We start from the raw sequence: 23613 nt of genomic DNA on the forward strand, positions 1-23613 counted from the left end.
CAACGACCAATTGCCAGCATTCATTGGCTCTGACAGAATCGCGAATAATTCTCGTTAGTTACTTTGTTCTCTTCGGTGTGTACGTGTCGTCTTTCCACAGTCCCCAACATCAGCTTGTCGGAACGCTCTATCGCGACCATCGCAGCTGGTTGCTGGCCTGGCTGAAACGCAATGTCGCCTGCCCGCACCGCGCCGAAGACCTGAGTCAGGACACCTTCATACGCCTTCTTGGCCGCGAGCAATTGACCGAACCTCGTGAACCTCGGGCGTTTCTGGTTCAAGTGGCCAAAGGTTTGCTGTTCGACCACTTCCGTCGAGCGGCACTGGAACAGGCTTACCTCAGCGAACTGATGCTGATCCCGGAAGCCGAACAGCCTTCTCTCGAAGAACAGCAACTGATCCTCGAAGACCTTAAAGCCATCGACCGCCTGCTCGGCAAGTTGTCGAGCAAGGCGCGCGCGGCGTTTTTGTACAGCCGTCTGGATGGCATGGCTCATGCCGAAATCGCCGACACACTCGGCGTTTCCGTCCCGCGTATACGTCAGTATCTGGCTCAGGGCATGCGCCAGTGCTATGTCGCCCTGTACGGCGAACCGACATGAGCATCACCACCCGCCCCGTCTCGTCGCAGGTACTCGATGCCGCCATCGCCTGGCAGTTATGCCTGGATTGCGGTCAGGGCAGCGAGGCGGAGCGCGAAGAGTTCGCCAAGTGGTACGCCGCGAGTGAAGAACACGCCCGCGCCTGGATGCAACTCGGCATGCTCGACCAGCGCTTTGTCGGCACCACCGGCCCGGCTCGCTCCGCGCTGCTGCGTTCGCGGGAAGGGGTTGGCCGCAAGATCCGCAAGCTCGGCCGAGGGGTTGCGGGTATCGCCATCGCACTGGGGCTGACCCTGTTTCTCGGCGAGCGTTATCTGCCGGTCAGTTATTGGCTGGCGGATCTACGCACGGCAACCGGCGAGCAACGCACGATTCGACTGTCGGACAACACCCTGATTCGCCTCAATACCCACAGCGCGGTAGACGTACGATTCGATGCGAAGCAGCGTCGGGTGATTCTTCAAGACGGCGAAATTTTTGTGGAAACCGGCAGCCACGACGACCCAAGGCCGTTCATCGTCGAAACCGACGAAGGCAGCATGCGTGCGCTGGGGACGAAGTTTTTGGTCAAGCGCGCGGACGATGGCACGTTGCTAAGTGTCCTGCAGTCCGCCGTCGCAGCTCATCCACAAGCCGCCGACACGGAAATGATTCTGCGCGAAGGCCAGCAAATGCTGATTCAGCGCCACAGCCTTGGCCCGATGCTCGCGCTCGCACCAGGGACGGACGCGTGGATGCGCGGCATGCTGGTGGTGGACAACGCACCGCTCAAGGACGTGATCGCAGAACTGGCCCGGTATCGTCAGGGCCACCTCGGCGTGGCGCCGGAAGTGGCGGATTTGCGCATCACCGGCAGCTTCCCCCTCAAAGACACCGATCTGGCCTTGAAGGCGTTGATGCCGACCTTGCCGGTTGAAATCGAGCAGCGCACGCATTGGTGGGTGACGGTGGTGGCAAGCACAGCCAGGCCGAGCAGCAAGTTGTAGCCCTCCCACCGGTGAAAAAAAGTGGGAGCGAATTCATTCGCGAGACGGCGGGACGGTCGATAGATATTCATCGTCTGAAATACCTCATCGCGAATGAATTCGCTCCCACAGAGCGGACTTCCTCCAAAAAGGTGGATGGGTCTCCAACTTCTTGGGGGCACTCCAGAGTGTGGTTCATGCATGAAGTCAAATCACCCAGCCGCAAAGTGTGAATCTAAATTATTTTCGATTAGCCCTATCACTTTCCCGATCTCGTCCGGCACATAGGCATTGAGAACACTTTCCACTCAGGAGCCGCCCATGTCCCGCACGCTTCAAAACCTTCTGCGACCGAGCTTGCTGGCTGTCGCTGTCGCCCTTGCGACGCCGATGGCCAGCACGCAACTGCTGGCGGCCTCTCAGGCGTCCAGCGTTCGTGCGTACAACCTGCCAGCGGCACCGCTGTCGACCACGCTGACCCAGATCGCCAGTCAGGCCGGCATCGCGCTGTCGCTGGATCCGTCGCTGGCCGCGGGCCGTACTTCGGCCCCGGTTCAGGGCCAGTTCGACGCACCGGGCGCCATGGCGCAAGCGCTGCGTGGCACGGGTTTGCAGTTGAGCCAGACATCAGCGGGCACGTACAGTCTGATCGCAGCGCCTGAGGGCGTGATGGCGCTGCCTGAAACCAGCATTCAGGGGCGTCAGGACGGTTTTGAAAGCGCGTGGGGACCCACCGAAACCTACGCCGCCACTCGCACCGCGTCCGGCACCAAGACCGACACCGCGCTGATTGAAGCGCCACGTTCGATCTCTGTCGCCACCCGTCAACAGATGGAAGATCGTGCGGTACAGAACCTCGACGACGCCGTGCGCTACATGCCTGGCGTTGTGGCCAGCAGCTATGGCAGCGACAGCCGCGCCGAGTGGTTGAAGGTGCGTGGCTTCGAGCCGACGCAGTTCCTCGATGGTCTGCCGCTTCCCAAGGGCGCCTATGTGATGCCGAAGATGGAAACCTGGGACCTGGACCGCGTCGCCCTGCTGCGCGGCCCGGCTTCTTCGGTGTATGGCCAGACGCCTCCGGGCGGCCTGCTGGACATGGTCAGTCGTCGCCCTGAAGCCCAAGCCAGCCACGAAGTTCAGGTTCAGGTGGGCAGCTACAACCGCAAGCAGATCAGCTTCGACAGCACCGGCAAGATCGATGATGCCGACACCTTCGAATACCGCGTCAGCGGCGTGGTGCGCGACAGTGGCACGTCCGTGGAGCACGTCGACGACAAGCGTTACAACATCGCCCCCAGCCTGACCTGGAACATCAATCCGGACACCAAGCTGACCTTCCTCAGCCAGTTCAACCGCGACGATACCGGCATCACCAGCCAGTTTCTGCCCATTCAAGGCACCAAGTACCCGTCGGCGGCCGGCGAAATTCGCTACCACAAAAACCTGGGCGATCCGGACTGGGAGTTCTACGACAAGACCTATTACGCACTGGGTTACGCTTTCGAAACACGCCTGAACGATGTCTGGCAGTTCAAGCAGAACCTGCGTTACACCAAGAGCGATCTGTCGTTCCAGGGCATCACTGCGGGCGGTTTCTACGGCTCGGTTGCCGATGACGGCACCGTGCAGCGCGGCGCTAACGTCGTGAACGAGGACATCAGCCAGTTCGCGCTGGACAACAACTTCCAGGCCGACTTCGACACCGGCATCCTCAAGCACACCCTGCTGCTCGGTGCCGACTACCAGCGCGTCAACCACAATTACAAGTGGCAATACGGCAGCGCGCCGACCAGCAACATCATCAACCCGGTTTACGGTCAGGACTTCAGCAACGTCGCTTACACCGCGTTCCAGAACTACAACCAGAAGACCGACGACTTTGGTGTCTACGTTCAGGACCAACTGGCGCTGGATAACTGGCGTCTGACCTTGGGCGGTCGTCAGGACCTGCTCAAGACCAAAACGAAGTTCTACAACCTCGCGGACGAACGTGACGACCGCACTGACAGCGCCTTTACCGGCAACGCGGCGCTGAGCTACGTCTTCGATTCCGGCTTCACGCCGTACATCTCGTACGCAGAGTCGTTTCAGGCAGAACAAGGTGGCGCGGCAGACGTCACCACCGGTCAGAGCAACGCGTTCAAGCCTGGCACGGGCAAGCAGTACGAAGTGGGCCTGAAATACCAGCCGCCCGGCAGCGACATCATGTTCACCGCCGCGGCCTATGACCTGACCCGCAAAGACATCGTGCTCAGCGACACCTTCGGGACTTCGCGGCCGCTCGGGGAAGCCAAGGTCCGTGGTTTCGAACTGGAAGCGGTGGGTAACGTCACTGAAAACCTGAAAGTGACGGCGTCCTACACCTACGCCAACAGCAAAATGACCAAGGTCACCGATCCGCTGGACAAAAACCGTCCGCTGCCGCTGACGCCGGAAAACGCCGCCTCGATCTGGGGTGACTACACCTGGCACACCGGCGTGCTCGACGGCTTCGGAATCGGGTTCGGTGCGCGTTACATCGGCGAAACCGACAACATTGCCATCGGCAGTTACGGTTTCGTGGCCAACCCGAACTACGGCCACAGCAACGCTTACACCGTCTATGACGCAGCGGTTCATTACGACCTCGGACGCATGACCAACGCGCTCAAAGGCGTGAGCGTGTCGGTCAACGCCAACAACGTCTTCGACAAGGAATACATTTCCACCTGTGACGGCTTCTATTGCTACTACGGCGATCGTCGAAGTGTGCTCGCAAGCGTGGATTACAAATGGTAATGGTTTAAACTCTCATTTCTGAAAACAAGGGCCGCTCTTAACAGCGGCCCTTTTAGCTTTCGTTCAAACCGGTATTCGCCCCATGAAGAGCCAAACCATCCGCCGCTGGTCGTTCATCCACACGTGGAGCAGCCTGGTCTGCACGCTGTTCCTGCTGATGCTGGCCATCACCGGCCTGCCGCTGGTGTTCCATCACGAGATCGAGGATCTGACGGGGAATGCGCCCGCGCTCAAGGAAATGCCCGCCAATACGCCGCGCATGGACCTGCAGCAACTGGTGAAAGCGGCCGAAGCGCATCGTCCGGGCGAAGTGGTGCAGTATTTCGGCTGGGACGAAGACGAACCCAACGGCATGTATGCCTTCATGGGTAAAACGGCGGGCGGTGATCCCAACGACACGCACACCTTCATGCTCGACGCACGCAGCGGCGAGGCGGTGGAAACCCCCTCGGCCAACGGCGGTTTCATGAACATCATGTTGCGTCTGCACGTGGACATGTACGCAGGGCTGCCCGGCAAGCTGCTTCTGGCCTTCATGGGCCTGCTCTTTGTGTTAGCGATTATTTCGGGCGTGGTGCTGTACGCGCCGTTCATGCGCCGACTGGATTTCGCCACGGTTCGGCCGAACAAATCGACCCGGGTGCGCTGGCTGGACCTGCACAACCTCATCGGCGTCGTCACCTTGACCTGGGCGTTTGTCGTCGGGTTGACCGGCGTGCTCAATGCCTGCGCCGACCTTGTGATCGCGCAATGGCGCAACGATTCGCTGGCTGCGATGGTTGCCCCCTATCGCGATGCGCCGCCGCTGACGGAACGCGCACCGGCCACCGACCTGCTGCGCATCGCGCAGACCACCGTTCCGGGCTCGGAGCCATCGTTCATCGCGTTCCCCGGCTCGCGCTTTTCCAGCGAGCACCACTACGCGGTCTTCATGAAAGGCAACACGCACCTGACCTCTCACTTGCTGACCCCCGTCCTGATCGATGCCGAAACGCTGAACGTAACCGCGATCGTCAGCAGCCCTTGGTACATGGACGCGCTGCTGCTCTCGCAACCGCTGCACTTCGGCGATTACGGCGGCATGCCAATGAAAATCCTCTGGGGCATTCTCGACGTGCTGACCATCATCGTCCTGGGCAGTGGCGTTTATCTGTGGTGGGTACGCCGTCGCGCCGCAGCAACCGTCAATGTGCCTAATGCGGTGGAAGCGGCATGACACGACACAAGAAACACCCGGCGTTCTGGAAAACCTTCGCCAAGCCGACCTGGATCGCACTCCTGACCGCCGTTGGCCTGTTCGCTGCGCTGCTGGGCGACGGCGCGTGGGACGTTCTCGCCTGGGTCGGCATGGGGATTCCCGCCTGGCTAAGCATCAAGGGCTTGATGGTGCGCCGCAGGGTTTGAATGGAAGGCGGGGCCTTTCTGCGGGGACTCTTCTCATCCGTTTAAGTAATGCCTTGAACGGTTCGATTCCTCTGTAAGCACACTCCTGCAACAGAGCAGAACGCATCTGACCCCTTTCAGGTCAGAAGCTGTCCCACCATGCGGCTCGCTCGTCCGGACAATCAATAGTCAGCCATAACGGCATTCACACTATTGGTCCGGAGATACACAGATGACGCTTGACGCATTTCTCAAAATTGACGGTATTCCCGGCGAGTCACTGGATGAGCAGTGCAAAGACTGGATTGAAATCACCGGCTACTCGTTTGGCACCCACCAGAGCGCGTCCGTGACGGCCAGCACCGCGGGCGGCGCAACCTCCGGGCGAACCACGCTCAGCAACCTCACGCTGACCAAAATGCTCGACAAGTCGAGCTGCAAACTGATGGCGGCCAGTTGCGCGGGACAGCACTTCAAAGAGGTGAAGCTTTCCGTTCACCGTGCAGGGGGTGACAAGATGAAGTTCTACGAAATCATTCTCGAAGAAGTGATCATTGCCGAATACAACCAGAACGCTAACGAGGGCATTCCTACAGAACTCATTCAACTCAATTACGGCCGCATCCGCTCAACCTACACAATGCAGAACAGAGCCGACGGGGGCGCGGCCGGCGTTGTGGCGGGCGGATGGGACAGGATAGGCAATAAGGAATATTGCTGAGGGAGACGTGTCATGGACGTTGTACGTACCCAACACGTCGGCCATTACGGCGTTGTGTTTACACTGATTCACTTTACTGTGGGGCCAGGCGGTGCGGCCTACTTGAGAACCCTCAACCTGCCAGAAATCACAACAGGACAATTCGAGGTCACTCAGCTAATTGAGGACACCTACGCGCGAATGCTGGCGCAGGGCCGTCCGTGCCGAATAACGCTCGCGATCTCACGACCCATGAGCCGAAATTCAGCGGATCTATTGAATGATCAAAGGGCAACCATTGGAACAATCGTTGGTTCAATCAGTGGCAAGATAGCAGCCCCGGCGGGCGCTGTAGTTGGCGCGGTCACGGGAACCACATTGGCTGCCGCCTCTAAAAACAAACTGCCTACCTATCATGCGGGTGACGTTATCTTCAGCGTCGATGCTGAGGTATCCGGTGGCATCGGTCCTCAACGCTCGTCGACATCCTTGATTCTGAAAGTGAACGGCGGTCGTTGATGGGAACGCTGTTATCGGTGGCAGTCGTTGTGCTGGTGATTTGGGGGATATCACGGATCATCAGACGCTGGCGACATCAATGGATAGCAGGCCTGGCCCTCATTGCCTTCTATTTTAAATACCTAATTCCGTGGGTCGTGGTGGCGGAAGAGACCAGAGATGCGCACTTTCTGAATTACGAGATATTGCTTCTTGGGATTTGTTTTCTGGGACTGGAACTCGTGACAAACAGTTTGCGCCGGTGGTGGCGGGACGATGAGCTGAAATAGCGAACGCAGCACAATGCATCAGTACGTTGCGCAGCGTTGCGGCGCTGACTAGTCTAAGGGCCGGTCCGATCAGAGGAATGTCCATGTCTGTTCCCAGCATGACGCTGTACTACAACGCCGCTTCGCCCTTCGCGCGCAAAGTGTTGATTCTGCTATACGAAACGGGACAGACGGGACGGGTCACTCTCAAGCCGGTCAATGTAACCCCGGTCAATCCTCATCTCGAGGTGTGTCACGACAATCCTTGCGGGAAAATCCCGGCGCTGTGCCTGGCCGATGACAACGTCATCCACGACAGCCGGGTGATTCTCGACTATCTCGACCACCAGCATGTCGGCAATCCTTTGATTCCACGCGACGGATCAGCACGCTGGAGACGCCTCACGCTGGCGTCTCTGGCGGACGCGTTACTGGATGCCGCGCTGCTGATCCGCTACGAAACGTTTTTGCGGCCGGAAGAGAAGCGCTGGGACGAATGGGTCGATAACCAGAGCGAGAAAATTTCCCGCTCGCTGGCCTACTTCGAAACTGAAGCGGTCACCGAGCTGAGCGCGCACTTCGACATCGCGTCGATCAGCCTGGCCAGCGCACTCGGGTACCTCGACTTCCGCCAACCCAATCTGGGCTGGCGCAGCAGCTACCCTCGCCTTGCCAGCTGGTATTACGAAGTCAGCCAGCGGCCTTCAATGCTGGAAACGCAGCCGCCAGCGTAAATTCGGCAGATTCGCCGGAGCTTCCTGTGGGAGCGAATTCATTCGCGAAAGGCCGGCACATCCGTTTCAGATGCAGTGCCTGGCCCCTCCCATCGCGAATGAATTCGCTTCCACAGGTGATCAGCGTCGCCCCAGTGGTCCGACAATCAGCACTCCGGTTTGTCGGCGGTATAGCGACGCGCCGGGTTCACTGCCGCGCCGAACTCGCGCAAGGCTTTGGCGCCGATCAGCAGCGGGTAGTTGAAGTGGCTGCGGTCGACCAGATTGACCTCGACGGTACGCTTGACGTTACCCAGGCACAGTTCCAGGTCCACCACCGGGCGCTTGGTCGGGTCGACCGGTTCATCGTCGTCTTCGCCATCGGCGCGGGCTTTGATGCGGCTGATGCGCGACACCTTGTGCTCGTAGACCTTGTTGTCGGCATCTTTCGTCGCCAGGCGGAAGCGCACCCAGTCGTCACCATCACGTTTGAACAGTTCGATGTCCTTCGCCGACAGCGACGCAGTGAGCGCGCCGGTGTCCATCTTGGCTTTGAAGGTCTCGCCGAATTCGGAGACCTGAATGTATTCGTAGCGACCATACAACGTCGGTTCGGCGGCCATGACAGGCAACGCCAGCAGGGACAGAAGCGCCAGAAGGGATTTCACGTAACAGGTTCCTCGCAATGAATGGTGGCCGTCGCACGGGCCCGATTTTAGACCGCAACTTTGCCGTTCGTTCGTTCACTAAGGTAGAACACCATCCTAAGGGCCTGCGCGTGAAACATTTGTCAGCGACCGCCGGATTTGGCTCTCTGGGCATAGCTGCTTATCATTGCCAGCCCTTTTCATGACCACGAGTGATTTATGCGTCACCTGCTCACCGGTATCGCCGTCACGCTGCTGCTTTTGCTCAATACCTTGGTGCTGTTCGGCCCGCTGATGGTCTTCGCGCTGCTCAAACTGGTGTTCCAGAGCGAACTGCGCGACCGCTGCTCGTGGGCGGTGATGTGGATCGCCGAGACCTGGATCGAGATCAACAAGCTGATCTTCAAGCTGTGTATCCCGACGCGCTGGGAGATCAGCGGTCACGAGGGGCTGCGCCGCGACACGTCTTATCTGGTAATCAGCAACCATCAATCATGGGTAGACATCCCGGCGCTGGTCCAGGCGCTGAACCGTCGCACGCCGTTTTTCAAATTCTTCCTGAAGAGAGAGCTGATCTGGGTACCGTTCCTGGGGCTGGCATGGTGGGCGCTCGATTATCCGTTCATGAAGCGCTACACCAAGGCGTTTCTCGACAAACACCCGGAGCTCAAAGGCAAGGATCTGGAGATCACCAAAGAAGCGTGCGAGCTGTTCAAGCGCCAACCCGTCACGGTGGTGAACTACCTGGAAGGCACACGCTTCACCCCGGTCAAACACGCCGAACAGGCCTCGCCCTATCGCTACCTGCTCAAGCCCAAGGCAGGCGGTGTGGCGTTTGTTCTTGCAGCCTTGGGTGAACAGCTGGACGCGGTGCTCGACGTGACAGTGGTCTATCCCGGCGCACGTATTCCCGGGTTCTGGGACCTGATTTCAGGTCGGGTGCCACGCGTGATCATCGACATCCAGACCTGCGAACTCGACCCCGCACTCTGGCAAGGCGATTACGAGAACGACCCGGTGTTTCGTGAGTATGTGCAAAAGTGGGTGAATCGGTTGTGGGTAGAGAAGGATGCGCGGATTGCGGTATTGCGCGGGGATAATCCACCCATTTGATGACCGCAACCTGACCTGTGGGAGTGAGCAAGCTCCCTCCCACAGGGTTCGAGGCGACCTGCCGCAGCTTTCCCTACTTAGCGCCCCACACCCCGCTCAACGCCGACAACGCCGAACCGCTCGCGCCTTGCTGACCCAGGTATTGCAGGATCACCGGCACAAACTGGCTGACCATGCCGCTGTCCATTCCCAGCGCGCTGAAGGCTTTGTTCACGTCACCCATGCTTTGCACGTTGCCCAGCGCGCTGTTGAGCACCGAGTTACTGCCGGAGTTACCGCCGAGCATGCCGCCCAGACCGCCGAGGCTGCCCAGTGCGGTGCTGCCCGACAGTTGATCGAGACCCGGCACAGACTGGCTCAGGCTGGAGTAGTCATTGCCCGCCAGCTTGTTCTTGGCCAGCCCCAACAATGCGCCGGTACCGCCCACCGCTTGTTGCGGCGTGACATTCAATTGTGTGCCCAGCGTGTTGAGCAGCCCGGCGGCTTCCGGGGCGGCGGTGGCTTTCTGTTGTCCGCCTGTGGCGCCGGAAACAGCGTTCGCCGCATCGTTCAGGTTGAAGGCGAAGACCGGTGTTGCTGCCAGGGCCATCAAGGTCGCCAGTGCAGCGCGGCGTGCGTTTTTCATCGAAACCTTCATTGAACCCACCTCATTTGCCAGAGAGCCGGCCATGGCCGGGTAAACACGCGTTGGACCCTTGTGCAGAGATAAGTTCCAAAGGACCGGACTTCACTGCAACTGAGAAATAGATGCGCCGCCCTGCATCCAGTTTATAGGCGGGCAACGTATCCCTTGCACGAGCCGCGACTTTGGCGACGGCGTCGCGTGACAGGCGCTGGATTTCCCATTTCTTGAACGAGTAAAAAAGGTGGATGGAACTGCGGCTCAACCTGGACTAACCTGCCAGCATTCGGGCGACCAGCGGGGTCGTCGTCGTTTTAATGTCTGGAGAGTGCCCATTTCTTCTGTCGACGCCGATGAACTCCGGCAATTGCTGGCTCAGTGTTCTCTGGGTAACCGCCGCGCTTTCGAAAGCCTCTATCGCAAGGTTTCCGGGCACCTGTTCGCCGTCGCCCTTCGCTGCATGGGTCACCGCGATCAGGCTGAAGACGTGGTGCAGGAAGCCTTCGTGCGGATCTGGAACAGCGCCTCTCAGTACGATGCCCACCTGTCTGCGCCGATGACCTGGATGGTCAGCATCACCCGCAACAAGGCAATCGACCAGTTACGCAAACACCGCGAAGAGCCGCTGACCGACGAACAGGCACAGGCACTGTTCGATCAGGCGCCTTCTGCTCACGAGCAAATGGAAAGCCAGCGGGATGCCAAAGCACTGCAGCGCTGCCTCGACACACTCGAAGGCATGCAGCGTCAGTCGATCATCACCGCGTACTTTCATGGCGCGTCGCACGGTGATCTGGTGACACAGCTTGCCGCGCCTCTGGGTACGGTGAAATCGTGGATCCGCCGAGGTATGGAGCGTCTGCGCAGGTGCCTCGAATCATGAACTATCGCCAACCCGAATTACGCCGCGCCCTGGCTGCCGATTACGCCATCGGCCTGATGCCCTCGACCGCTCGCAGACGCTTCGAAAGCCTGCTGCTCGACGATCCGACGCTACGGGCAGAAGTGGCCCAGTGGCAGGAGCACCTGGTCGGCCTGACCACGTCCCTGGCACCTCAACCGGTCCCTGAACGGGTGTGGCAACACATCCTCGCGAGGATTGAACCGCAGCGCCTGCATGTGCCGGAAAAACGACCGTTCTGGAGCTGGATGCGCGTCACGGCCGTGGCCTGCACGCTGCTCGTCGCCGTCATCGTCGGCGTGATCTATAAGCGTGACACACCTGACTTCAACGCCACGCTGGTCGCGTCCAACCAGCAACCCGCGCTGACCGTGCAAGCCTTTGACCGTTACCTGAAAGTCGAGCCGGTCACCGTCGCCTCCGTGGAAACCGGCCGCAGCCTGGAACTGTGGGCCATTCCGGCAGATGGCGTTCCGGTGTCGCTGGGCGTCATCCCGGACAACGGAAAAGGCCGTGTCGAGCTGAACGAAAGCCAGCGCAAATTGCTGGGGACACAGACCACGATGGCGATCACGCTGGAACCCAAAGGTGGTTCGCCATCCGGCAAACCGACCGGGCCGGTTCTGTATAAAGGGCAGTTGGCATCGTTGTGACGCCGGTTACGGTACAGCGACATCAATCAGCCGTTGTGGCTCGAAGATCCGGGAAAGCTGACGCGTCCAAAGCGCCGACCCCGCCTGAACGGGCGGGCGTCGGCTGAATGCATGGGCGAATTGCTCTCCATTGCGCAGCTTTTCTCGCAGGCTCGTGAGCCTGAATCCGCCTTGATGATCGCGCTCCCAATACAGCGGCTCGCTGAAATAGCGCACCCGCGTCGCCACTTCCGGCGACGCCTTGATCCCCTGCAGGTGCTGCCACCAGGACCGGTCCACAGGCGCCTTCTGCGCCTGGCGATGCGCGTGCAACGACGAGGGTGGCAATCGGGCGTGGGTGATCAGCGAGAAACCGGACAACCAGGGCGTCCACAGATGAGAGACGCCACTGACAAAACATTCGCCCGGAGCAAAATCAGCCTCACAGTCCTTTTGCAGACGGTACGCCGGCGCGATCCGGACATGCTGCCGATAAGCGGAGCGATAGCCGGACTGACACACCTGCTTGGGAATACCTGCCCACATGCAGGCATTGGCGTTCTCGAAGAACGCGGTGGAAGAAATCCAGCGCTGCGCATCCGGTCCCAGCTCGGCACTTGCCAATACGGCGGGCACCACAAAAAAACACGCCCCGATCCACATGAAAACCAACGTCTGTAGCGCCCGCATCAACATGTATTGCCCACGACCTGAAAAAAACCGGGCGGACAAATAGCACGCAGAACCGACGCTCGATACAAGCCGGATCGGAAGTCAAAATTTCCCCTTCAAATTGCAGAAATATCCTACGCGGCTAACTGCAACAGCTTACGACAGGCACAAAAAAGCGACCCGAAGGTCGCCTTTTTTTCTTGTCCCTGACGGCGTTAAGCCGCGCTGAACAGCTTGTGTGGGTCGATCACGAATTTCTTCGGTACGCCCGCATCGAACTCACCGTAGCCACGCGGTGCGTCGTCCAGGCTGATGACCTGCACGCCGACCACTTCGGCGATGTTGATGCGGTCCCACATGATGGCTTGCATCAGTTGGCGGTTGTACTTCATGACCGGGGTCTGGCCGGTGTGGAAGCTATGGGATTTTGCCCAGCCCAGGCCGAAGCGGATGCTCAGGCTGCCCATTTTGGCGGCAGCGTCGACCGCACCCGGGTCTTCGGTGACGTACAGGCCGGGGATACCGATCTTGCCGGCAACACGCACCACGCCCATCAGCGAGTTGAGGACGGTGGCCGGGGCTTCCGCCTTGACGCCAGCATGACCGTGACCACGGGCTTCGAAGCCCACGGCATCGACGGCGCAGTCCACTTCAGGCTCGCCCAGCAATGCCGCGATCTGTTCGTGCAGCGGAGTGTCCTTGGACAGGTCGGCGATTTCAAAGCCCTGTGCCTTGGCGTGAGCCAGACGCACCGGGTTGACGTCACCCACGATGACCACTGCAGCGCCAAGCAGACGCGCCGAAGCAGCAGCCGCCAGACCAACAGGGCCTGCACCGGCGATGTACACCGAACTGCCAGGGCCGACGCCGGCCGTCACTGCGCCGTGGTAACCGGTTGGCAGGATGTCCGAGAGGCAAGTCAGGTCGCGGATCTTTTCCATCGCCTTGTCACGATCAGGCAGTTTGAGCAGGTTGAAGTCGGCATAGGGCACCAGCACGTATTCAGCCTGGCCACCGGTCCAGTCGCCCATGTCGACATAGCCGTAAGCACCGCCAGGACGGGCCGGGTTGACGGTCAGGCACACGCCGGTGTGTTGCTCTTTGCACGAGCGGCACAAACCACAGGCGACGTTGAACGGAACCGATACCAGGTCGCCGATTTTCAGGTTTTCGACACCGCTGCCCATTTCGATCACCTCACCGGTGATCTCGTGACCGAGTACCAGGCCGACCTGGGCAGTGGTACGACCGCGGACCATGTGTTGGTCCGAGCCGCAGATGTTGGTGGATACGACGCGCAGGATGACACCGTGCTCAATCTTCTTGCCGCGCGGGTCCTGCATTTTTGGATAGTCAATTTTCTGTACTTCGACCTTGCCAGCGCCGAGATACACCACACCACGATTACCAGACATGCTTTCACCTCGCTGAATTGTTTTTATGGATGCAGCTGTGTAACGGAGAAATGCGTTGCTTGGTGTTGCGGCAACGCACTGGTTGCTCTGGGGTGTTGCGTTTGTTGCTGAAGGCTGACTTAAGCGCTGCTGACTTCCATCTGGCCACGCCCAAATCCTGTGGGAGCGAATTCATTCGCGATTGGCCGATACATCCGACGCATTTCCATCTGATGTAACCATTTTCGCGAATGAATTCGCTCCCACAGGTGGTCATGCTCGCCTACAGATCACAGGACCACCGTCCTGTTGGCGTTCAGGAACACGCGCCGTTCAATGTGATAACCCACCGCCCGGGCCAGGGTCAGGCCTTCGATGTCGCGGCCCTTGGCGATCAGGTCCTCAGGATAGTGGCTGTGGTCCACCACCTCGACGCCCTGGGCGATGATCGGACCTTCATCCAGATCGTTGTTGATGTAATGCGCGGTCGCACCGACCAGTTTCACGCCCTTGTTGTAGGCCTGGTGGTAAGGCTTGGCGCCCTTGAAACCTGGCAACAACGAGTGGTGAATGTTGATCGCGCGGCCGTCGAGCTTGCGGCACAACTCGGGCGACAGCACTTGCATGTAGCGGGCAAGCACCACCAGCTCAGCCCCTGTGTCTTCGATCACCTGCATCACCTTGGCTTCCTGCGAAGGTTTGTCGTTAGGGTCGAGGGGGAAATGGTAGTAGGGAATGTCGTGCCAGCGCGCCAAAGGTTCGAGATCGGGGTGGTTGGACACCACCGCGACGACGTCCATCGACAACTGGTTGATGCGCTGGCGGTAGAGCAGGTCGTTGAGACAGTGATCGGCCTTGGAGACCATGATCACGACTTTTGGCCGGTAGTTCGGTGCTGTCAGCTCGAAGATCATGCCGAACGCTTCACCGCGCTCAGCCAGGCCTGCCCGGAAAGAAGCCTCATCGAAGCCGTCCGGCTGACGGAATTCGACACGAATGAAAAAACGGCTGGAGAGCCGGTCATCGAACGAATGGTGCTCGGTAACGTAGCAGCCCTGCTCGAACAGGTAACGCGTCACCGCGTCCACCGTGCCCAGTACGCTCGGGCAGTCGGCAGTCAAAATCCAGGTATCGGGGGCGCGGCTCATGGGGTGTTCCTCTGATCGGATCGTTCCCACGCTCTGCGTGGGAATGCAGTTCAGGACGCTCCGCGTCCTTCACATGGGACGCGGAGCGTCCCGGGATGCGTTCCCACGCGGAGCGAGGGAACGATCAGTGCTTATGCCGCGACGCCCAGGCCGTATTCAGCACTCGCGTCCTGCAGCCACAGCCACCAGTAATCGGCGAAGCTGCGGCGAATCACCAGTTCCCAGGTCTCTTCACCGGTACGACGGATCACCAGTTGCGACTTGGCGAACACGGTGCCGACTGCCTTGCCGACCGGAAAGTTGCTCGGGTGGACGTCATAGCTGGTGGATTTCATCAGCACTTCGCGGACCTTCGGGCCGGTCAGTTCCAGCAGCGATTGACCGCCGCTGACGTTGACCACCTGAATATGCAGCCCGGCCAGTGCTTCACGCAGTTTCTGCTCGACGGCGAATTCTTCGCCGGTCGGTACGATCAGCAGCCACTCATCCGGCCCCATCCATTGAATCGAGCTGTCGCCACTGCTCACCAGCGCCAGCGCGCCTGGCAATTCCATGCCCAGCGCTTTGTGGACGCCAGCGGCGAAGGCTGGATCGTGGGCGTCGCCACGAATAGTCAGGTGGCCCAGCAATTTTTTCTCGCGCAGCACCACACCCGGGTTGGTGCGGCCTTTGCCGACCAGGCTTTTCAGGTCGGCGTGAAACAGAGGCGACTCGACTTTGACGTCGGTCGTGGGCCGCTGTTGGAAAACGTTGGCTGTGGTCATAGAGCACCTGTGTTGAATTCTGTTGTGTTGCCGAAGCGCCTCACTGTAGGAGCGCGCTTGCCCGCGAATTCGGTGTGTCAGTCACCATCGATGTATCTGATCTGACGCATTCGCGGGCAAGCGCGCTCCTACAGGTCAAAACCGTTGGAGCGAACTTTCGCCCTCTTACTCCACGTTCTGCCGGTCACCCTTCGGATCGAAGAACACCGAGGACACGATTTCCGCCTCGATCACCGAGCCATCAGCCTGCGGCGAGAACACACGCTCGCCCATGCGCTTGAGGCCGCCTTTGACCACGCCCATCGCGAACGAGTAACCCAGCGAGTTCGCCGCGTAGCTCGACGTCACGTGACCGACCATGGTCATCGGAATCGACTGCTTCGGATCGAACACCAGTTGCGCGCCTTCCGGCAGCCACTTGTTCGGGTCGATCGGCTTGAGGCCCACCAGTTGCTTACGCTGATCACGCACGCAGTCTTCACGGTTCATGCCGCGCTGGCCGATCCACGAGAACGGTTTGGTGCGACCGACACACCAGCCCATGTTCAAGTCATCCGGGGTCATCGAGCCGTCGGTGTCCTGACCCACGATGATGAAGCCCTTCTCGGCACGCAGTACGTGCATGGTCTCGGTGCCGTAAGGCGTCAGGTTGTACTTCTTGCCCGCCTCGGCGATTTTTTCCAGAACGCCCATGGCGTAGTCAGCCTGGATGTTCACTTCGTAGGAAAGCTCACCGGTGAACGAGATCCGGAAGACGCGAGCCGGTACGCCACCGACCAGACCTTCTTTCCAGGTCATGAACGGGAAGGCTTCACGGTCCAGATCGATGTCGGTCACTTCGCTGAGCAGCTTGCGGCTGTTCGGGCCCGACAGGGTCAGGGTCGCGTAGTGGTCGGTGACAGAAGTGAAGTAAACCTTCAGGTCCGGCCATTCGGTCTGCTGATAGATTTCCAGCCATTGCAGAACGCGTGCAGCGCCGCCCGTGGTGGTGGTCATGATGAAGTGGTTGTCGGCGACGCAGGCGGTTACGCCGTCGTCGAAGACCATGCCGTCTTCTTTACACATCAGGCCGTAACGCGCCTTGCCCACATCGAGCTTGGTCCAGGCGTTGGTGTAGATGCGGTTCAGGAACTCACGGGCATCCGGGCCTTGAATGTCGATTTTGCCCAGGGTCGAAGCGTCCAGCAGGCCGACGCTGTCGCGCACGGCTTTGCATTCGCGGCGGACGGCGGCATGGATGTCTTCACCGGCTTTCGGGAAGTACCAAGGACGTTTCCATTGACCGACGTCTTCGAATTCGGCGCCGTTCTTGACGTGCCAGGCGTGCAGCGCGGTGAAGCGCACAGGCTCGAAGATGTGGCCGCAGTGACGACCGGCTACCGCACCGAAGGTCACCGGCGTGTAGTTCGGGCGGAACATGGTGGTGCCCATTTCCGGAATCGAGACGTTCAGCGAGCGCGCCGCGATGGCCAGACCGTTGACGTTACCCAGCTTGCCCTGATCGGTACCGAAGCCCAGCGCGGTGTAGCGCTTGACGTGCTCGACCGACTCGAAGCCTTCGCGGGTTGCCAGTTCGATGGCGGCCGCAGTGACGTCGTTCTGCAGGTCGACGAATTGTTTCGGCGCGCGGGAAGTGCCCTTCTCGTGCGGCACCTGGAACAGCGCCAGGGTCGGTTCCTCAACGCGGCTCAAGGCTTTTGGCATGACGCCTTCGACCGGCTGGAAACCGGCTTCGCTGGCAGCACGAACCCCACCTTCGAAACCGTCGGCCAGCGAGTCAGCCAGTGCGTAGACGCCGTTTACGCCCCCGACACACACGCGCTTCTGAGGTGCTTCACCCGGCACGAAGCCGAGGATGTCTTCACGCCAGACCGGCTTGCCGCCCAAATGGGACGCCAAGTGAACGATCGGGCTGTAACCGCCGGAGCTGGCAACCAGGTCGCAGTCGAGCCATTCGCCAGGGCTGGTGACCTTGTGTGCTTTGACATCGATGGCTGCAACGCGAGCACCGGTGACGCGTTTGCTGCCACGGGCTTCGATCACGGCGCTGCCAGTGAGGATGCGAATGCCTTTGGCGCGTGCTTCTTCAACCAGCGCACCACGCGGATTGTGACGGGCGTCGGCAACCGCGATGACTTGCAGGCCGGCGTCGAGCCAGTCCAGCGCAACGCGGTAGGCGTAATCGTTATTGGTCGACAGCACCAGCTTCTTGCCCGGCGCCACGCCATAACGGCGGACGTAGGTGGAAACGGCACCGGCCAGCATGTTGCCCGGTACGTCGTTGTTGCCGTAAACCAGAGGACGCTCGTGTGTACCGGTTGCCAGCACGACACGCTTGGCGCGGACGCGGTGCATGCGCTGACGCACCTGGCCGATCGGCGCGCGGTCACCCAGGTGATCGGTCAGACGCTCATGAATGGTCAGGAAGTTGTGGTCGTGGTAGCCGTTGACGGTAGCGCGTGGCAGCAGGATCACATTGGCCAGACCTTTGAGCTCGGCAACGACCGTGGCCACCCACTCCGCCGCCGGCTTGCCGTCCAGGCTCTCGCGGGAATCCAGCAGACTGCCGCCGAACTCTTCCTGTTCATCGGCAACGATCACGCGGGCACCGCTGCGCGCAGCGGCCAGCGCGGCCGCCAGACCCGAAGGGCCTGCGCCGACGACGAGCACGTCGCAGTGATGGTTCATGTTGTCGTAGGTGTCCGGATCGATTTCGGTCGGCGAACGACCGAGACCGGCGGCCTTACGAATGTATTTCTCGTAGGTCATCCAGAACGACTGTGGGTACATGAAGGTTTTGTAGTAGAAGCCCGGCGGCATCAGCTTGCCGCCGACCTTGCCGAGGATGCCCATCATGTCGGTGTTCACGCTCGGCCAGCCGTTGGTGCTGGTGGCGACCAGACCCGAGTAAAGCGCTTGTTGAGTAGCGCGCACGTTCGGGATCTGAGTGGCTTCGGTCGCGCCGATCTGCAGGACCGCGTTCGGCTCTTCGGAACCGGCCGCGAAGATGCCGCGAGGGCGCGAGTATTTGAAGCTACGGCCGATGATGTCGACGCCGTTGGCCAGCAGGGCTGCGGCCAGGGTGTCGCCTTCAAAGCCTTGGTAGGTCTGACCGTTGAAGCTGAAGTTCAGGACCTTGCTACGGTCGATGCGGCCGCCGTTGGGCAGGCGATTGGACTGGCTCATACCTTGTCTCCCTTCCCGACGGCTGGAACCTTGTTCACAAACTGAGGTTTGCTACCGATCGGATAGGTTTCGAGAATTTCGTAAGTCACGGTGTCACGCGTGGCGTTGAAGTACTGACGGCAACCGGCTGCGTGAATCCACAGTTCGTGGTGCAGGCCGCGCGGATTGTCGCGGAAGAACATGTAGTCGCCCCACTCTTCGTCGGTGCAGGCGGCCGGGTCCAGTGGACGCGGGATGTGGGCCTGACCGGACCCGTGGAATTCCTCTTCGGAGCGCAGTTCGCCACAGTGAGGACAGAAGATATGCAGCATAGGAATTTCTCCTGTTAGTGGGCGACGGCAGCAGCGCCGTGTTCGTCGATGAGGGCGCCGTTGTGAAAGCGGTCGATGGAGAACGGCTTGGCCAGCGGGTGCATTTCGCCCTTCGCCAGGCTCGCGGCGAAGACGTTGCCCGATCCCGGGGTCGCCTTGAAGCCACCGGTGCCCCACCCGCAGTTGAAGAACATGTTCGGCACAGGCGTCTTGGAAATGATCGGGCACGCATCCGGCGTGGTGTCGACGATGCCGCCCCACTGACGGTTCATGCGCACGCGCGACAGCACCGGGAACATTTCGACGATGGCTTGAATGGTGTGCTCGATGACCGGGTACGAACCGCGCTGACCGTAGCCCACCCAGCCGTCGATACCGGCGCCGATCACCAGGTCGCCCTTGTCGGACTGGCTGATGTAGCCGTGCACGGCGTTGGACATGATCACGCTGTCGATAATTGGTTTGATCGGCTCCGACACCAGCGCCTGCAGCGGGTGGGATTCGATCGGCAGACGGAAGCCCGCCAGCTTGGCCATGTGGCCCGAGTTACCGGCGGTCACTACACCGACGCGCTTGGCGCCGATGAAGCCTTTATTGGTTTCAACGCCGATGCACACGCCGTTTTCCTTGCGGAAGCCGGTCACTTCGGTTTGCTGGATCAGGTCAACGCCCAACGCGTCAGCGGCGCGGGCAAAGCCCCAGGCCACGGCGTCGTGACGCGCAACACCGCCGCGACGTTGAACCGTCGCGCCGATGATCGGGTAACGGGTGTTCTTCGAGCAGTCCAGGTACGGGATCTCTTCGGCCACTTGCTTGCCGTTGAGCAGTTCGCCGTCCACGCCGTTCAGGCGGTTGGCACTGACCCGACGCTCGGAATCACGCATGTCCTGCAGGGTGTGGCACAGGTTGTACACGCCGCGCTGCGAGAACATGACGTTGTAGTTCAGGTCCTGGGACAGGCCTTCCCACAGTTTCATTGCGTGTTCGTACAGGTGCGCGGACTCGTCCCACAGGTAGTTGGAACGCACGATGGTGGTGTTACGGGCAGTGTTGCCGCCGCCCAACCAGCCCTTCTCGACCACGGCTACGTTGGTGATGCCGTGCTCTTTGGCCAGGTAGTAAGCCGTCGCCAGACCATGACCACCGCCGCCGACGATAACCACGTCGTAGACTTTTTTCGGGGTCGGCGTGCGCCACATGCGCTGCCAGTTTTCGTGGTGGCTGAGGGAGTGTTTGAAGAGGCCGAAGCCTGAGTAATGTTGCATGGTGCTACTCCTGACTCAGCGGTAAACCGGGAAATCGGCGCACAGCGCGGCGACCTGACCGGCAACATTGGCCTCGACATCGGCATCGCCGAGGTTGTCGAGAATGTCGCAGATCCAACCGGCCAGCGTGATGCACTGGGTGACTTTGAAACCGCGGGTGGTGACCGCCGGGGTGCCGATACGCAGGCCCGAGGTCACGAACGGCGATTGTGGATCGTTCGGAACGGCGTTCTTGTTCACAGTAATGTGGGCGCGACCCAGTGCAGCGTCTGCGTCCTTACCGGTAAGGCCCTGACGGATCAGGCTGACCAGGAACAAGTGGTTGTCGGTACCACCGGAAACCACGTCGTAACCGCGATCGATGAACACCTGCGCCATGGCCTGGGCGTTGTCGATCACTTGCTGTTGATACGCCTTGAAGCCAGGCTCCATCGCCTCCTTGAAGCACACGGCCTTGCCGGCGATGACGTGCATCAGCGGGCCGCCTTGAGCGCCAGGGAACACGGCAGAGTTGAGCTTTTTCTCGATCTCTTCGTTGGCCTTGGCCAGGATCAGGCCACCACGAGGGCCGCGCAGGGTTTTGTGCGTGGTAGTAGTGACGACGTCAGCGTACGGCAGCGGGTTCGGGTACAGGCCAGCGGCGACCAGACCGGCGACGTGAGCCATGTCCACGAACAGCAGCGCACCGACTTTGTCAGCGATCTGACGGAAGCGCGGGAAGTCCAGCGTCTTGGAGTACGCCGAGAAACCGGCAACGATCATCTTGGGCTTGTGTTCAACGGCGAGACGCTCGACTTCGTCGTAATCGATCAGGCCGGTGTTGGTGTCGATCCCGTATTGAACGGCGTTGTAGAGCTTGCCCGAGGACGACACTTTGGCGCCGTGGGTCAGGTGGCCGCCGTGGGCCAGGCTCATGCCCAGAATGGTGTCGCCCGCTTGAATGAGTGCCAGGTAAACCGCGCTGTTGGCCGACGAACCGGAGTGCGGCTGAACGTTGGCGTAGTCGGCACCGAACAGCTGCTTGGCGCGGTCGATGGCCAGTTGCTCGACCTTATCGACGTGCTCGCAACCGCCGTAGTAACGCTTGCCCGGATAGCCTTCGGCGTACTTGTTGGTCAGACCGCTGCCTTGAGCTTCCATTACGCGCTTGCTGGTGTAGTTCTCCGAGGCGATCAGCTCAATGTGATCTTCCTGACGCTGATCTTCGGCATTCATCGCTGCCAAGAGTGCATCGTCATAACCCTGGATCTGGTCTTGCTTGCTGAACATCGCGGTTCTCCCAGCGGCGGCGCGGCGCCTGAATTATCGATAGGGCTTTGGATTACCCCTTGGAAGCGATGGTATGGCCGACGCAGACTGCCTAGATGCCTACGGGCGCCACACAAAGGTGCGTTTACGACATGGATTAGCGGGGAGAGATAAATGCCGGATTTTGACGAACCACAGCCGTCCACATACCCGGCCACAAAAACACTCACTTGTGGGAGCGAGCTTGCTCGCGAAGGCTGAGGATCAGGCGCTGGAGATGCGTTGAATGTGCCGCCCCCTTCGCGAGCAAGCTCGCTCCCACAGTGTCGGCGGATGACATAAAACGTGTTTTATCGTCCAGAAAACAAAAATCCCCCGGTGATAAGCCGGGGGATTTTTGATGAGGCAATGTCGCAATCAGACAGATTTGGCAGGCAACAAACCGTCGGCCCGGAACATCCCGCGAATGCCACGCACTGCCTGACGAATCCGGTCCTGGTTCTCGATCAGGGCGAAACGGACGTGATCGTCGCCGTATTCACCAAAACCGACACCCGGCGAGACGCAGACCTTGGCCTCCAGCAGCAGCTTCTTGGCAAATTCCAGCGAGCCCAGGTGCGCGTAGGCCTCAGGAATTTTCGCCCAGACGTACATCGAGGCTTTCGGGTTCTCGACCATCCAGCCCAGTTCGTGCAAGCCTTTGACCAGCACGTTACGACGCTGGCGGTACTGCTCGGCGATGTCGAGCACGCACTGTTGGTCGCCTTCCAGCGCAGCAATCGCCGCGACCTGCAACGGCGTGAATGTGCCGTAGTCGTGGTAACTCTTGATGCGGGCCAATGCGTTAACCAGTTCAGGGTTTCCGACCATGAAGCCAATCCGCCAGCCGGCCATGTTGTAGCTCTTGGACAAGGTGAAAAATTCCACCGCGATGTCCTTGGCGCCCGGCACCTGCATGATCGACGGGGCTTTCCAACCGTCATAGACGATGTCGGCATACGCCAGGTCGTGAACCACCAGCACGTCGTATTGCTTGGCCAGCGCGACCACACGCTCGAAGAAGTCGAGCTCGACGCACTGAGCCGTCGGGTTGGACGGGAAGCCGAGGATCATCATCTTCGGCTTCGGGATCGAGCCACGAATGGCTTTTTCAAGCTCGGCGAAGAAGTCCACGCCCGGCACCAGCGGCACGGACCGCACTTGAGCGCCAGCGATCACTGCGCCGTAGATATGAATCGGATAACTGGGGTTAGGCACAAGCACCGTGTCGCCCTGATCGAGCGTGGCAAGCATCAGATGCGCCAGGCCTTCCTTGGAGCCAATGGTGACAATGGCTTCGGTTTCCGGGTCGATGTCGACCTCGTAACGCTTTTTGTACCAACTGGAGATCGCCCGACGCAGACGCGGGATGCCACGCGAAGTCGAGTAGCCGTGAGTGTCTTCACGTTGGGCGACAGTGACCAGTTTTTCGACGATGTGCGGTGGCGTTGCCCCGTCGGGGTTGCCCATGCTCAGGTCGATGATGTCCTCACCACGACGACGAGCGGCCATTTTCAGCTCGGCAGTGATGTTGAACACGTAAGGGGGGAGTCGATCGATGCGCGCAAAGCGGCGCGGCGAACCTTGGTCAGCCATGAGATGCCTCTGAAGACGTAAGCGCCCGGAACCGTCCGAGCGACGCTGGCCACTGCGGTGGCCTGGTGCGGAAGATAAAGGCGCTGATGGCGGTTTGTCTACAGGGATTTGAGCGCCATCCAACAAACGGTGAGTCGCTGCAAATCCTGTAGGAGCGCGCTTGCCCG

At 60.2% G+C, this 23613-nt stretch carries 22 protein-coding genes; 11 read left to right on the plus strand and 11 right to left on the minus strand.

The window, feature by feature from the left end; translation table 11 throughout:
• The first annotated feature begins 83 nt into the window (after window positions 1–83).
• The 8 genes from ABDX87_RS11875 (at window position 84) to ABDX87_RS11910 (ending at window position 7929) form a co-directional block, all read left to right on the plus strand.
• The gene (locus ABDX87_RS11875) at window positions 84–602 is read left to right on the plus strand and encodes an RNA polymerase sigma factor (RefSeq protein WP_346833004.1); all 519 of its coding nucleotides are present in this window, start codon (window positions 84–86) and stop codon (window positions 600–602) included.
• Complete coding sequence (locus tag ABDX87_RS11880; protein ID WP_346833005.1) at window positions 599–1588, plus strand: FecR family protein; 990 nt, start codon at window positions 599–601, stop codon at window positions 1586–1588. Before ABDX87_RS11875 ends, ABDX87_RS11880 begins: the two co-directional genes overlap by 4 nt.
• A 300-nt stretch (window positions 1589–1888) precedes the next feature.
• Window positions 1889–4345: a TonB-dependent siderophore receptor gene (locus tag ABDX87_RS11885; protein WP_346833006.1), complete on the plus strand. Its 2457-nt coding sequence runs from the start codon at window positions 1889–1891 to the stop codon at window positions 4343–4345.
• Window positions 4346–4427: 82 nt separating this feature from the next.
• Complete coding sequence (locus ABDX87_RS11890) at window positions 4428–5561, plus strand: PepSY-associated TM helix domain-containing protein (RefSeq protein ID WP_346833007.1); 1134 nt, start codon at window positions 4428–4430, stop codon at window positions 5559–5561.
• Window positions 5558–5749, plus strand: a complete 192-nt coding sequence (locus ABDX87_RS11895) for a hypothetical protein (RefSeq protein WP_346833008.1) — start codon at window positions 5558–5560, stop codon at window positions 5747–5749. Before ABDX87_RS11890 ends, ABDX87_RS11895 begins: the two co-directional genes overlap by 4 nt.
• 211 nt (window positions 5750–5960) lie before the next feature.
• Window positions 5961–6449, plus strand: coding sequence for an Hcp family type VI secretion system effector (locus ABDX87_RS11900; protein ID WP_346833009.1), 489 nt, complete (start codon window positions 5961–5963; stop codon window positions 6447–6449).
• Window positions 6450–6461: 12 nt separating this feature from the next.
• Window positions 6462–6947 (plus strand): hypothetical protein, encoded by a 486-nt coding sequence (locus tag ABDX87_RS11905; RefSeq protein ID WP_346833010.1) that lies wholly within the window; start codon window positions 6462–6464, stop codon window positions 6945–6947.
• 352 nt (window positions 6948–7299) lie between these two features.
• Window positions 7300–7929, plus strand: coding sequence for a glutathione S-transferase family protein (locus ABDX87_RS11910; RefSeq protein ID WP_346833011.1), 630 nt, complete (start codon window positions 7300–7302; stop codon window positions 7927–7929).
• Window positions 7930–8075: 146 nt separating this feature from the next.
• Here the strand turns inward: ABDX87_RS11910 and ABDX87_RS11915 are convergent, their stop codons facing one another.
• Entirely contained in the window at window positions 8076–8576 is a 501-nt protein-coding gene (locus tag ABDX87_RS11915; protein WP_346833012.1) for an ATP-dependent zinc protease family protein, read from the minus strand.
• Between the two features lie 198 nt (window positions 8577–8774).
• Here ABDX87_RS11915 and ABDX87_RS11920 point away from each other — a divergent pair, with 198 nt between their 5' ends.
• Window positions 8775–9668, plus strand: coding sequence for an acyltransferase (locus tag ABDX87_RS11920; RefSeq protein WP_346833013.1), 894 nt, complete (start codon window positions 8775–8777; stop codon window positions 9666–9668).
• A gap of 73 nt (window positions 9669–9741) precedes the next feature.
• On the opposite strand, the gene ABDX87_RS11925 is transcribed toward ABDX87_RS11920, so the two are convergent.
• Window positions 9742–10293, minus strand: coding sequence for a DUF2780 domain-containing protein (locus tag ABDX87_RS11925; RefSeq protein WP_346833014.1), 552 nt, complete (start codon window positions 10291–10293; stop codon window positions 9742–9744).
• A 241-nt stretch (window positions 10294–10534) separates the two neighbouring features.
• Between ABDX87_RS11925 and ABDX87_RS11930 the strand changes: the two genes are divergently transcribed.
• Both ABDX87_RS11930 and ABDX87_RS11935 read left to right on the plus strand, forming a co-directional pair.
• Complete coding sequence (locus tag ABDX87_RS11930; RefSeq protein WP_431061229.1) at window positions 10535–11173, plus strand: sigma-70 family RNA polymerase sigma factor; 639 nt, start codon at window positions 10535–10537, stop codon at window positions 11171–11173.
• Window positions 11170–11844 carry an anti-sigma factor gene (locus ABDX87_RS11935; RefSeq protein ID WP_346833016.1) on the plus strand — a complete coding sequence of 225 codons (675 nt, stop codon included), beginning with the start codon at window positions 11170–11172 and terminating at the stop codon, window positions 11842–11844. The genes ABDX87_RS11930 and ABDX87_RS11935 overlap by 4 nt, the downstream gene beginning before the upstream one ends.
• 6 nt (window positions 11845–11850) lie before the next feature.
• Here the strand turns inward: ABDX87_RS11935 and ABDX87_RS11940 are convergent, their stop codons facing one another.
• From ABDX87_RS11940 to alaC, 9 genes are all read right to left on the minus strand, one after another.
• Window positions 11851–12447, minus strand: a complete 597-nt coding sequence (locus tag ABDX87_RS11940) for a DUF1190 domain-containing protein (protein ID WP_346833017.1) — start codon at window positions 12445–12447, stop codon at window positions 11851–11853.
• A gap of 263 nt (window positions 12448–12710) precedes the next feature.
• Complete coding sequence (gene fdhA / locus ABDX87_RS11945) at window positions 12711–13910, minus strand: formaldehyde dehydrogenase, glutathione-independent (protein WP_074752290.1); 1200 nt, start codon at window positions 13908–13910, stop codon at window positions 12711–12713.
• Window positions 13911–14179: 269 nt separating this feature from the next.
• Window positions 14180–15037 carry a formyltetrahydrofolate deformylase gene (gene purU / locus ABDX87_RS11950; RefSeq protein ID WP_346833018.1) on the minus strand — a complete coding sequence of 286 codons (858 nt, stop codon included), beginning with the start codon at window positions 15035–15037 and terminating at the stop codon, window positions 14180–14182.
• A 131-nt stretch (window positions 15038–15168) separates the two neighbouring features.
• A complete protein-coding gene (locus ABDX87_RS11955) occupies window positions 15169–15801 on the minus strand; it encodes a sarcosine oxidase subunit gamma (RefSeq protein ID WP_346833019.1) in 633 nt (210 codons plus the stop codon).
• 165 nt (window positions 15802–15966) lie between these two features.
• Window positions 15967–18987 (minus strand): sarcosine oxidase subunit alpha, encoded by a 3021-nt coding sequence (locus ABDX87_RS11960; protein WP_346833020.1) that lies wholly within the window; start codon window positions 18985–18987, stop codon window positions 15967–15969.
• Window positions 18984–19298, minus strand: a complete 315-nt coding sequence (locus ABDX87_RS11965; RefSeq protein WP_346833021.1) for a sarcosine oxidase subunit delta — start codon at window positions 19296–19298, stop codon at window positions 18984–18986. The genes ABDX87_RS11960 and ABDX87_RS11965 overlap by 4 nt, the downstream gene beginning before the upstream one ends.
• 14 nt (window positions 19299–19312) lie before the next feature.
• Complete coding sequence (locus ABDX87_RS11970; RefSeq protein WP_074752295.1) at window positions 19313–20563, minus strand: sarcosine oxidase subunit beta family protein; 1251 nt, start codon at window positions 20561–20563, stop codon at window positions 19313–19315.
• A gap of 15 nt (window positions 20564–20578) precedes the next feature.
• Entirely contained in the window at window positions 20579–21832 is a 1254-nt protein-coding gene (gene glyA, locus ABDX87_RS11975) for a serine hydroxymethyltransferase (protein WP_346833023.1), read from the minus strand.
• A 396-nt stretch (window positions 21833–22228) separates the two neighbouring features.
• Window positions 22229–23446, minus strand: a complete 1218-nt coding sequence (alaC, locus tag ABDX87_RS11980) for an alanine transaminase (protein WP_346833024.1) — start codon at window positions 23444–23446, stop codon at window positions 22229–22231.
• Window positions 23447–23613 lie beyond the last annotated feature (167 nt).

This window comes from Pseudomonas abietaniphila (assembly GCF_039697315.1).
Lineage (GTDB): Bacteria > Pseudomonadota > Gammaproteobacteria > Pseudomonadales > Pseudomonadaceae > Aquipseudomonas > Aquipseudomonas abietaniphila_B.